Raw genomic sequence first — 11,821 nt, 5'->3', positions numbered from 1 at the left:
GGGGGGCCGCCCGCACAACCCCGGCCGGCGCGCCCCCCCCCGCCCCGCACCCCCGGGCGCCCCCCCCGGCGCCCCCGCCCGGGGGGTGGGGGGGGCCCCCCCCCACCCCCACCGGGGTGGGCCCGGCCTCGGGCTGCGCCTCCTGTGACTTCTGTGACTCCCGTGGCTCCCGTCGCTCCTGCGGCTCCTCCGAGGGCGCTGGGGCCGCCTCGGTCGGCGTGACCTCCTCGGGCTCCCCGGGCTCCTCCGCCAGCTCGGCCAACGGGCAGAGCATGACCGCAGCGGCCCGGTGCACGCAGGCCGGGGCCAGCAGGCAGCCGCAACGGACGTCGGCCGCATCCGCGACCACCGCGCCCGGGGCGCGCAGCACGAGCGCCGTCTCCTCGTCCACCTCCACCCGCCACTCGTCACCGCAACGGGTCACCGGCCGCTCCGCCAGTTTCGCCGCCGCGCCGTCCAGCCGCTTCTGCAACCGGGCGCTCAACCCGGCCACCACCTCCGCGACCACCTCCGGCCGGACCGCCGGCCAGCCGCTCGTCCGCTCCGCCACGCTCATCGCACCTTCTCCCCCACCCAGCGGGCCAGTTCCAGCGGACTCAACGCCGCCACGGGCATACCGGCCGCGACCAACTGGCCCGCGACCGCCTTCGAATAGCGGGCCGTCCCCGTGTCGTCCAGCGCGGCGCAGCCGAGCAGGTGCACACCGGAATCCACCAGTGCCCGGGTCTGGGCCAGCAGCCCGCCCACCGGGCCGCCCTCCTCGAAGTCGCTGACCACCACGACCAGCGTCCGGGACGGCACCGTCACCAGCTTCCGCGCATACCGCAGCCCGCCCGCGATGCTGGTGCCACCACCGATCCGCACCTCCAGCAGCACACTCAGCGGATCCTCCACCCGCTCGGTCAGGTCGACGATCTCGGTGGAGAACGCCACGAAGTGGGTGCTCAGCGAAGGCACCCCGGCCAGGATCGACGCCGTCAGCGCCGCCCAGACCGTCGACGCCTCCATCGACCCGGAGACGTCCACGACCAGGATCAGCCGCCAGTCGGCCGCCTGCCGGGCCCTGGTCCGGAACACCGGACGCTCGGGCACGATGAGTGTGCCGCCGTCCCCCGACGGGCGGGCCGTGGCGAGATTGGCGCGAATGGTCCGGTCCAGGTCCAGTCCGCCACCCGGCCGACGCGTCGGCCGCGGCACGCTGATCCCGGTCAGCGCCGGACGCAGCCTGGTCGCCAACGCGCGCGTCAACTCGTCCACCAGACGCCGCACCAGCGGACGCAGCCGCGCCACCCTCGCCTCCGGCAGGCCGCCCGCATGCTCCAACACCGTGCGCAGCAAGTCGACCGACGGGCGGACGGCACCCGGCTCGATCGCCTCCAGGACGTCCGTCCGGCCCTGCGCCACGGCGGCCGCCAGCACCTCCTCCCGGACGCCCGGCCCGAACAGCGCCGACAGTTCCTCGGCCCACTCCCGCACCCCCGGGAAGGGCGCCTCGCGGCCGCCCCGCCCGGACCGCCCGTCCAGGCCCGGGCCGGAGCCCTCGCCTCGCCCGCTGCCGTACAACTCGTCCAGGGCGGTGGCGAGTCGGGCGCACCGCCCGCTCAGGCCACCGCTGCCGGGGCGACCGAGGAGCAGCCGCCAGCGCTCGGCCGGGGCGAGGGCGTGCCGCGTGGCGACGGATGCGGAAGGGAGCGGCTCGACGCGGTGCGGTGGCTCGGGCACCGGATCGCCCCCGGGCTCCGGCAGCAGGCCGCGCCGGGCCAGCGCCGCGCGGGCGGCCAGATCCGCGCGGACCCAGCCGGCCACCACCGCCGGCGGGACCTCCTCGGGCAGGCCCGCGAGCCGGGTGCCCAGGCGTTCCTCGACCAGGACCAGCAACCGGTCCCGGGCAGCCGGGCTGAGCGTGTCGAAGCCCCCGCGCAACGCCGGCAGCCGGTCCAGGAAGGCGGCGTCGGGCAGCGAGGTGATCCGCTCCAGCACGGGCTCCAGCGCCTCCGGCGCGGTGGCGAACAGGCCCTCCGCTGCCGTCAGCAGGCCGACCAGCCCCCGCCCGAGCGCGTGCCGGGCCTCCGGGTCGGTCGCCCCGTCCACCCACGAAGCCGCCCGCCCGCCCAGCGCCTCCGCCCGCTCCCGCCCCAGCAGCACCCGCACCGCTCCGGCTGCGCCTCGCACCAACGGACTCCCCCGGTCCGCGAGTTCGGCCAGCACGTGCCCCAGCCGCAACCCGCCGTCCAGATCCGCCCGCCGCGCCAGCTCCACCAGCGCCCGCGCATCCGCCGGATCGTCCGACCCGCCCAACCCCTCCAGCTGCCGCACGGCTGCCACGGTCAACACCTCGCCCACCGCCCCCAACCGCCCCGCCGGCCCGGCCGACGCCCCGCCCGCACCGGGCAACGGCGCGGAGCCGTCGGGGAACGCGGCGAGGTGCGCCGGCTCCTGCCGGCCGGGCTCGGCGGACCCGCCGGGGGCGGCGCCCAGGTCGGGCGACGGCGCGAGAGCCCCGGGGGCGCCGGGGGTGTCTCGGGTGTCGGGGGTGTCGAGTGGGGGGTAGCCCGGGAGGTGGCCGGCGGCGAGGCGGTCGAGGAGGGCCAGGGCGTCGAGGAGTTCGGGGAGGGTACCGGAGGACGGGAGGACGGTGGCGAGTTGGGTGAGGCGGGTGTCCGCGAGGGCCGGAAGGCCGCAGGCGGCCGCGTCGGTGAGGCCTTGGAGGACCTCGCGGGCGGTGGGGCCGTCGGCCTGCTGTTCACGGCGGAGGCGTTCGCGCAGGGTGCCTTCGGCGGCCTGCCCGGGGGTGACGCCTCGGGCGCCCGCGACGGTGAGCATCGCGGCAGCGGCCGGGGTCCAGTGGAGGCGCCAGCGCGTGCCGATGGCTTCGGTGCCGCCCGCGCCGGTGGTGGTGACGGGGCCGGCGTAGGGGACCCCGCAGGCGGTGAGGCGGTGGAGGAGGATCTCGCGGCGGCGGTCGAGGGGGGTGCGCAGCGGATCGAGGCGGAGTTCGCGGGGCTCGGGGTCGGCGGGGCCGGGGAGGCCGAGGTCGGCGAGGAGGGCTTCGACGGCGGGGGCGAGCCCGCTGCGCGGGGCCGCGGGGGTGGCGCGGCCGGTTCGGGTGCCGACCAGGACGCGTTCGAGGGCCCGGGCGACGGCCCGGCCGCGGCCGAGGGGTTCGCCTTGGGCGAGGACGGTCTGGACGGCTTCGACGAGTTCGCCGCGGCCGGGGGCGGCGTGGCCGCGCAGGCGGGCGAGGTCTCCGGCGAGGCGGACGATCTCGCGGGCGTCGGCCGGGCCGGAGGGGTGGTCCTGGCTGCGCAGTGCTTCGCAGATCCGGACGGCGGTGGTGGTGAGGGCCCGGGTGAGGCGGTCGGGGTCGCCGCCGGCGTCGAGGACGGTGTGCTGCCACTCGGGATCGCGGATGCCCGCCGGATAGCCGGAGCGGGCGTCGAGCAGCGGGTAGGTGTAGGGGATCAGGGAGAGGGCGTGCCCGAGGTGGTCCGGGTGCGGCGGTTCCTCGGTGGCGGCGGGCCCGTCGAGCAGGGCGGGCGCGTGGAAGGCGCCGACGACGGCGGCGACCCGGCGCCCGTCGGCCGCCGCGGCCCGGATCCGGGCGCGCATCCAGGCTTCGCGCCGTAGGTCGTACGGGTCGACGCCGGGGCCGGTCTCGGCGTCGCGGCGCAGCGCCCAGCCGACCAGCAGGGCGGCGCGCCGGACGGCGTCGGGGGTGGAGCCGGGGGCTGCGGTCTCGACGAGGCGGTCCCACAGGTCGTCGTCGGAATCGCGCCCGGTGAGGCGGTGGCGCAGCGCGTCGGCGACACCGGGGGCGCCGGGGGCACCGGGGGCGGGCTGTTGTTCCTCGTGGGGCGTGGTGCGGTGGGCGAGCGGGAGGTCGCAGGCGAGTGTCTCGACGCCGTTGCGCCGGGCCCAGCGCAGGGCGACCAGCTCCGGGGAGAAGTCGGCGAACGGGTAGAAGGCGAGCCGGCCGGGGCCGGAGTCGGCGGCGGGGCCCCGGCCGCGGGGGCGGCGCGCCGGGGGGGGGCGCCCGGGCGCCGGGGGCGGGGGGGGGGGGGCGCCGCCCCCCCGCGGGCGCGGGGGGGGGGCGGCCGCGCGGGCGACGGGGGCCTGGGTGTCCTCGTCCGCCAGCCAGCCGAGCCAGGGCTGGAACTCGGCGGGGAGTTCGACCAGCACCACCTCGGGCTTGACGGCGTCGAGCAGCGCGGGGAGGACCGCGCTGAGCGACGGCGCGTGGTGCCGCACGCCGATCAGGTAGGGCCCGGGCCGGCCGGTGCCGGAGGCGGCCAGCCGCTCGGCCTCGGCCCGGACGGCCGGGCGCGGGTCGTCCAGGCCGTCCAGGTGGCCGGGGCGGAGCGGACGGACGGGGCCGTCCTGGTGGTCGCGGCCGGCCTGGTGATCGGGGCCGGCCGGGGCGGGCGTCACCGTGCTGGTCATCGCCTCATGCCTCCAGGGCCGAGCGGAGGTCCCACAGGGTGCGCCAGGTGCCGGCGCCCTGTTCGGCGCGCCGGCGGACCGGCCCGTCCCAGTAGCCGAGCAGCCGTGCCGCGTCGGCCGGGTCGTCCTTGCGGACGACACCGATGAGTTGGCCGGGGAGGCGGCCGAGCAGGTCGCCGCCGTCGGGCAGGTAGGCGGCGGTGACCCCGAGCGCGGTGGCGACCGAGACGGCCTCTGCCGTGCTCATCACGGTGGACGGGCGCTCGACGTCCCAGCCTTCGGTGGAACGGCCGGTGCGCAGGTCACGGAAGGCGGTGACGAGGGCCTCCAGGACGGCGTCGTCCACCGCGTAGGGGGCTCCGGCGCGGGCGACGGCGACGGTCGACTGCCGGCGGACGAGTTCGACCTCGGCGGCGAGGCTGGCGATCGGGCCGACCGTCTCGAAGTTGAACCGCCGCTTGAGCGCCGCGGACATCTCGCTGACGCCCTTGTCCCTCAGGTTGGCGGTGGCGATCAGGGTGAAGCCGGCGGCGGCGTGCAGCTGTCCGTCCGGGGTGCCGGCCAACTCGGGGACGGAGAGCCGCCGTTCGGAGAGCAGGGAGACCAGCGCGTCCTGCACCTCGGGCAGGCAGCGGGTCACCTCCTCGACGCGGGCCACCGCCCCGGTGGTCATCGCGGTGAGCACCGGGGAGGGCACCAGGGCATCCCGGCTGGGCCCCTTGGCGAGCAGGAGGGCGTAGTTCCAGCCGTACTTGAGCTGGTCCTCGGTGGTACCGGCGGTGCCCTGGACGGTGAGCGCGCTGGTGCCGCAGACGGCGGCGGCGAGCAGTTCGGAGAGCATGGACTTGGCGGTGCCGGGCTCACCGACGAGCAGCAGGCCGCGCTCCCCGGCGAGGGTGACGACGCAGCGTTCGACGAGGGCGCGCTCGCCGACGAACTTCTGCTCGATGGCGAGGCCGCGGCGGCCGGCCTTGAGCTTCTCGCCGTCGCTGCCCATGACGAAGGTGACGACGGCGCGCGGGGTGAGCCGCCAGCCGGGCGGGCGCGGGCCGCTGTCGTACGCGGCCAGGAACTCCAGTTCGGCGGCGTGCTTCTCCTCGGGCGGAATGATCTGCCGGCTCGCGGGGGCGGTGTCGGCGCTCGCCTTCGTGTTGCCCGCCGGTGTGCTGTTCGTCGGTGTGCTGTTCGTCGGCGTGGTGCTCATCGGTGGGCCTTCCTGCGCTTGCTGGTCTGGAGCTCTTCGTAGCCGGGGGCGTCGCCGTCGAGGGTCCGCTGCCAGGCCCGGGCGAACAGCTCCGGGACGGGCAGGTGGGGCAGCGGGACGCGGTGGGTGGGCAGTTCGTAGAGGGCGGCCTTCCACGTCTCGGCGGGCAGGGCGGGGGCCTTGGCCTCCTGCCAGCCGCCGGGCAGGAAGAGGGTGCGGCCGGCCCGGGCCCGCTTGGCCTCCAGCACCAGGTCGGTGGCGGCGAGTTCGACGCGGGCGCGCTTGAGCCTGGCCGGCTTCCAGCCCGTCCAGCGGGCGACGTTGCGGTCGGTGGGGTCGGGCAGGGCCAGCAGTTGGAGGTAGAGCACCGCGGCGTCCTCGCCGAGGCCGTGGGCCCGGGCCGCCTCGGCGACCAGGTCGGGGACGGTGAGCTGCGGGTGCTGTAGCCAGGTCTGGCCGTCGGCGGCCACCACCGCCTCGGTGGTGGCGGCTGCCAGGCGCTCCACTTCGCCGCGCAGGACGGCCTCGATGGCGCCCCGCTCGGTTTCCAGCCAGTAGCTGGCCCCCAGCCCGCCGAGCAGTTCGAGCACCGGGTCGTCGGGGCCGGTGAGCCCGGCCGGGCGCAGCCAGACCCGCTCGTACTCGTCGTGGTAGGGCGTCAGGACGAGGGCCGGGCCGCAGTCGACCAGTCCGTTCGGGTCGGCTCCGCCCGCGGCCGGCAGGCCGAAGTGGGTGCGCAGGACGGCCGACATCGAGGCGCCCTTGGTGGTGTGGACGAGGTGGAAGTCGAGCAGCAGGTCGGGGTCGGCGAGGCGGCTTCGCAGCGCGGCGGCGGCCGCGGGCAGCAGCGGGCGCAGCGGGCTGTCGGCGGGCAGGTGGTAGGCGAGCCAGCGCAGGGCGTCGACGGCGCGGCCGAGGTCGCCGGAGGCGGGTGCGGCGCTCTGGTCCTCTGCGAGCAGCTGGGGGGTGGACCCGCCGCCGTCGCTGAGCCGGAAGGCCGTGGTGCCGGTCAGCCAGGGGGTCTGTGCGGGGTTGAGCACCGCCTCGATGTGTTCGATCTGCGCGCCCTTGACGGTGGCCTGGGCGGCCTCGGGGAGGGTGACGAGCCGGCCGAAGTGCCGGATCCAGGCGGCGGCGCCGGCGTCGAGGTCGGGGCCCTCCGTCCAGAGGGTCTTCGGGTCGGCGGGCAGCAGGGCGCCCCAGACGTCGGCGAGGGCGTCCCGGTCGCGGCCGCGCAGCCAGTCCCGGGCGGCCTTGGCCTCGGTGGACTTGAGGCCGTACTCGGCGAGCCGGTCGGCGGGCAGCACGGCGCTGTGCCACTGGAAGAGCCCGGGCGGCGGGCTGAGCAGCAGGGCGGCGCGGGCGGCGCCGATCCCGGTGAGCCCGCCGAAGGCGGTGGCGCGGTCGAGCTGCCAGGGGGCGCCTCCGTGCAGCGCGGCCGCCTGCCGGAACGCGGCGATCCAGGCGGCGCCGACCCGCTCCTCGGTGCCGCGTTCCTTGACGGTGGTGAAGTGGGCGACGGGCCCGAACGCGCCGCTCGGGTCGTGGTCGACGGCGTACCACTGCTCGGTGCCCTCGTGGTGCCGGCGGTGGCCGAGGATGACGACGGTGCGGTCGCCGTGGCGCAGCACCTGCCCCTCGCGGGGGACGGCGGGCTGGTGGCGGTTGGCGCGGTCGGCGGGTTCGCCGAGGACGATCTCGCGCAGGGTGGCGCCGCGGTCGGCGAGCACTCCCTCGGTCAGTTCGCCGAGGAGCAGCACGAGGCTGGAGCGGTGGGCCGGTTCGGTGAGCGGGGCGGCCACCGCGTAGGCGAGGGTGTCGAGACGGCCGAGCAGGTGCAGCCAGCCGTGGTGGGTGCCGCCGTATTGCAGGGTGACGGTGGCCGGGGTGCTCCAGCCCTCGCCGGTGGCGGCCGGCGGGTCTGCCAGGACGGCGGTGACGGCGCGCAGGTTGTTGAGCACCCGCCACCGGTCTCCGCCGCCCCAGTTGGGGCCGAAGCAGGCGACGTCGGGCAGGAGGGTGGTGACGGCCTCGCGCAGTTCGTGGTCGCGGCCGTGCTCGGGCCGGTACTCGGCGGCCTCGGCCTTGGACGGCTTCTCGGCCTCCGGCTGCGGGACGAACCGGGCGATCCGGTCGAGCAGGTCGGCGGCGGTGCGGGCGAGCCCGGCGACCCCGGCGAGCAGCAGCGGGTGGCTGATGCCGGGCAGGACGGTGCCGACCGCCTGAACGGGCAGGACGCGGCGGGCGCCACCGGACTGGGCCAGCGGGCGTCGGACGCCCTGGGCGGTGATCCAGCGCTGCTCGTCCTCGGGCACGGGCCGGCTGTCGGTCGGCCAGGCGGCGTCGATCAGGCGGGCCGCCTGCTCGGTGTCGACGGCCCGCAGGACGCGTGAGCCCGCCTCGTCGCGGGGCCGCAGGGCGTGCCAGTGGTCGAGCGGGGGGACGAGCGCGGTGCCGGCGGCGGCGAAGTCCCCCGGGCGGCAGGGGCGCAGGTCGACGGTGCGGTCGGTCTCGGCGGCCAGGTCGGGCAGGGTGAGGGCGAGGCCGTCGCGCTGCGCCTCGGTGACGACCGGTTGCGCCTGGCCGGGGAGGGTGAGGCGGCCGACCGGGACGTGGTCCGGGTGGCCGTCGGTGATCGGCAGGACGATGACCTGCCCGTCGGCGGTGGTGGTGGTGACGGCACGGTCGAGGTCGACCCGGACCCAGCTGCCGAGCACGGTGCCGTCGGTGCCGAGCGGCGTCTGCTCCAGGCCGGGCTGGAGCGGCAGCAGTCGGGCGCGCGTGAGGGTCAGTCGGCCGGCGGCCGCGGTGGCGGCGATCACCGGTGGTTCGGCGGCGCGGCCGAGGGCGCCGGTGTGCGGGTCGAGTTCGCGCAGGACGGCGCCGTCCTGGCCGTAGCGCACTGTCCAGTGGCCGGTACCGTCGCCGAGGACGCGGTGTTCGGCGGGCATCCGGGTGTCGCCGGGGTGCAGCGGGCGTTCGCCGGTGGTGCGGCCGCCGCCGGGCAGCGGGAGGGAGGGGGGCTCGGGATCCCGGTCGCCGTAGTGGTAGCCGGTGATGGTCTCGCCGGTGAGTTCGACGACCTCGCCGGGCTGGCTGGACCAGTAGGCGTGCTGCTTTCCGTCCTGGTGCCAGGCGACGAGGAGTTCGCCGTCGACGAAGCGCAGCCGGGGCTGGTTCCAGCGTTCCTTCGCCGGGGGCAGGCGCAGGGTGTGCTCCAGCAGGACGCCCTGCGGGCCGACCACGACGGCCTGGTCGTGGCGGGCGAGGATCAGGTGCGGCCAGGCGTCCTCGACGATCAGGCCGGTGAGGCGCCCGCCGTTGAGGCCGGGGGTGTCGGGCGACTCGGAGTCCGGTCCGGCGGAGTCGGGGACGGCGGAGTCGGGGCCGGCAAGGTCCGCAGGGTCCACGGGCTTGGCGGGGTCGGCCGGGTCGGCGAGCTTGGCCAGGGCCTCTTCCAGGGCCGGCCAGCCGAGTTCGTCGAGGATGCCGGCGCCGAGCGCCCCGGCGAGCAGGGCGGTGACATCGAGGGCGGCGATCCGCTCGGCGGCGGCCGGGGCGACGGCCCGCACGGCGGTGCGGTACGGGCTCAGCGAGCTCACCAGGTCGGCGGCGCCGGCCAGGCCGCGGGCGGCGGTCAGCTCGTCGGTCCGGAGTTCGGCCCACTCCTCGAACAGGCGGCGCAGCAGCGGCAGGGCGGGCACCTGCCGCTTGACGGCGGTCTCCCAGGCGGGCGGGGTCGCGGCACGCAGGACAGGCCGGAACCGCGGGTCGGCGGCAACGGCCGCGAGGCCGGCGCTGTCGGGGCCGCACTGGTCGACCCAGTCCTTGAGGTCGAACCGGAGGGTGGCCGACGGGTCGGCGACGGGCACGCCGTCGGCGAGCAGCCGGTCCAGCAGGTCGAGTTGGGTCTGGCTGCTGTGGACGCCGGTGTACAGGTCCACCGGGACGCCGTCGGCCCGCAGCCGCTCGGCCATCCGGCCGGCCAGGGCGACGGTGGCGGCGCAGCTGGGCCGGGAGCGCCAGCCGCGCCCGAGGTGGTGGCACCAGCGCTGCAGCCACGCGGCGGCGGGCTCGGCGCCCTCGGCGCGCGGGCCGGTGAGCAGCTGCTCGGCCCCGGTCTCGGCGAGCAGGCCGAGCCAGGCGGTGTCGTTCACGGCGGCGTCGGTGCCGGCCGGGTCGGGCATCAGCTCCAGCAGGCGGGCCCGGACCACCGGGTCGCGGCGGCCGAGTTCGGCCAGGGGGCCGTGCCAGGACTTCCAGAACGCCCCGGGCGCCCGGTTGGCACCCGGGCCGGCCAGCAGTTCGGCGAGCAGCGCCTGTTCGTGCTCGGCGCGGTCCAACCCGGCGGCCTTGATCAGTGCGCGGGCGTCCTCGGCGACCCCGGCGTAGGGGGCCATGCCGGCGGCGGAGCGCTCGGTGCAGAGCTGGCGGAAGCGCTGCCAGGCGGTCAGCGCGTCGAGCCGCCCGGCGAGCTCCTTGACGTACTGGCGCAGGGACTTGACGGTGAGCGCGCCGGCCAGGGCGAACTCCAGGAAGACGGCGCGCAGCCGCTCCTCGTCGACCGTCAGGCGGTAGGTGCGCTCGGCCTCGCGGGCCTTGCCGAAGTAGTTGGCGGCGTAGGTCTGGTTGCCGTGGGCGAGGAAGATCCGGCCGACCTCCTCGCAGAAGGTGGGCAGGAAGTGCGGCACGGCGCGGCCGAGGCGGGCGGCGAGCGCCTCGAACCCGTCCTTGGCGGTGCCGGGCTTGGACCGGGCCTGGCGGGAGAGCCGTTCCATCTCCTTGACCAGGGCGAGCGCGTGGTGCCCGTTGGCCGGGTCGTGGACCAGCGCCCAGGCGGGGAAGCCGAGCGCCTCCTGGCGGACCTGGCCGACCTCGGCGGGCGTGCCGTCGGGGACCAGCCCGAGGAAGTCGACGGCGAGGTCCTCGGCCGGTCCGAGCGCGCCGGGGACCAGCCGGACGATCCGGCGCCCGTCGAGCGCGGGGTGGGTGTAGGCGCGGGCGGTGAGCACGTCGGCGGCGCTGTCGGGGCGGCCGACGCCGGGCAGGGTGCCGGGCGGGAGCACGGCCCCCGCGTCGAGCAGCCGCTCGTGCGGCCCGGCGTCCTGGGCGGCCCTCCGGTCGGCGTCCTGAACGGCCCTCTGGTCGAGTCCGGTGGCGGTCATGCGGCGTCCTCCCCTTCGATGGTGCGGCCTGCGTACAGTGCGGCGGCCATCCGCATGCCCTCGGACCAGGCGATCGGGCCGACCTCGGCGAGCGGCAGCACCCGGCCGTCCGGGCCCGCCCAGCTGAGCGCGCCCGTCTCGCAGGCGTCGTACTCGTAGTAGTCGCCCACCCAGACGCGGGCCTCGACGGTGCGCCCCGCCTCCACCACGGGCTGGACGGCGGAGCCGCCGCGCACCCGGTGGCCGAGCCGGGCACAGCGCCCGAGCAGTTCGCGCAGCTCCCGGTAGCGGCCGCCGGCGTAGGTGGTGACCTCGGTGCCGGTCGGCCGTTCGTCCGGCCGGTGCCAGACCTCCCGGTAGAGCTGCGGCACGCGCTGGGAGACGCCGAGCTCGACGGCGAACTCGCGCAGGTCGTCGAGGTCCGGGAGCAGCACGGGGTGGGGTATCAGGATCTCGCCGTCGGTGAGCCGGACGGTGTCGCCCTCCAGGTCCACCAGGCCGAGCCCGCGCTCGGCGTCCGCACCGCGCAGGAAGCCCGCGACGGCACCGTCCGAACCGGTGACCACCAGGTCGCGCAGGACGGCCTGCCAGGCCTCGTCCGCCCAGACCGCGGTCAGCACGGCGGCGGGCACCGGCAGCGAGCGCACCATCCACCGCTCGACGTCCTCCTGGCAGCGCCGCTCGTGCGCGGCCAGCCACTCGGTGAGCTGCCTGAGCTGGGCGACCACCGGATCGTCACCGAGCTTCGACGGCAGGGACTTCAGCTCGCGGCCCGCCGCGTTGCGGCAGACCACCTTGCCCTCCCCGTCGAGCGCGACGCGGTACCCTCCCGCGCCTGTTTCCACCCATGCCACGGACGTCTCCTCCCACCTGCCGGTCAGCGATGCGAGGAACGTAGCGAGGCCCACTGACACTGATAGTTCTAACCGGGTCCCTGGTGGTCGTGGCTCTGCCACTGACTGACGCCCTGCTGGGCTGTCCTCCGGTTGTTCTGTCGGGCTGCCGGGGCCCG

4 protein-coding genes and 1 pseudogene are annotated in these 11,821 nt (G+C 77.0%); all 5 read right to left on the bottom strand.

Going from position 1 to position 11,821, the window contains the following annotated elements; all coding sequences use genetic code 11:
* Nucleotides 1-550 (bottom strand): annotated as a pseudogene (locus ACFV61_RS21325) (hypothetical protein); the annotation flags it as partial.
* A gap of 2 nt (nucleotides 551-552) precedes the next feature.
* Nucleotides 553-4,440 carry a DUF5682 family protein gene (locus ACFV61_RS21320; protein WP_380493313.1) on the bottom strand — a complete coding sequence of 1,296 codons (3,888 nt, stop codon included), beginning with the start codon at nucleotides 4,438-4,440 and terminating at the stop codon, nucleotides 553-555.
* Between the two features lie 4 nt (nucleotides 4,441-4,444).
* Nucleotides 4,445-5,644: an AAA family ATPase gene (locus ACFV61_RS21315; protein WP_380493311.1), complete on the bottom strand. Its 1,200-nt coding sequence runs from the start codon at nucleotides 5,642-5,644 to the stop codon at nucleotides 4,445-4,447.
* Nucleotides 5,641-10,809 (bottom strand): hypothetical protein, encoded by a 5,169-nt coding sequence (locus tag ACFV61_RS21310; protein ID WP_380493310.1) that lies wholly within the window; start codon nucleotides 10,807-10,809, stop codon nucleotides 5,641-5,643. The genes ACFV61_RS21315 and ACFV61_RS21310 overlap by 4 nt, the downstream gene beginning before the upstream one ends.
* A complete protein-coding gene (locus ACFV61_RS21305) occupies nucleotides 10,806-11,663 on the bottom strand; it encodes a DUF4132 domain-containing protein (protein ID WP_380493308.1) in 858 nt (285 codons plus the stop codon). Before ACFV61_RS21305 ends, ACFV61_RS21310 begins: the two co-directional genes overlap by 4 nt.
* Nucleotides 11,664-11,821: the final 158 nt, after the last annotated feature.

This window comes from Kitasatospora sp. NPDC059817 (genome assembly GCF_042731835.1).
GTDB lineage: Bacteria > Actinomycetota > Actinomycetes > Streptomycetales > Streptomycetaceae > Kitasatospora.
The sequence above is the reverse complement of the archived record's forward strand: the minus strand, read 5'-3'. Positions and strand labels throughout refer to the sequence as shown.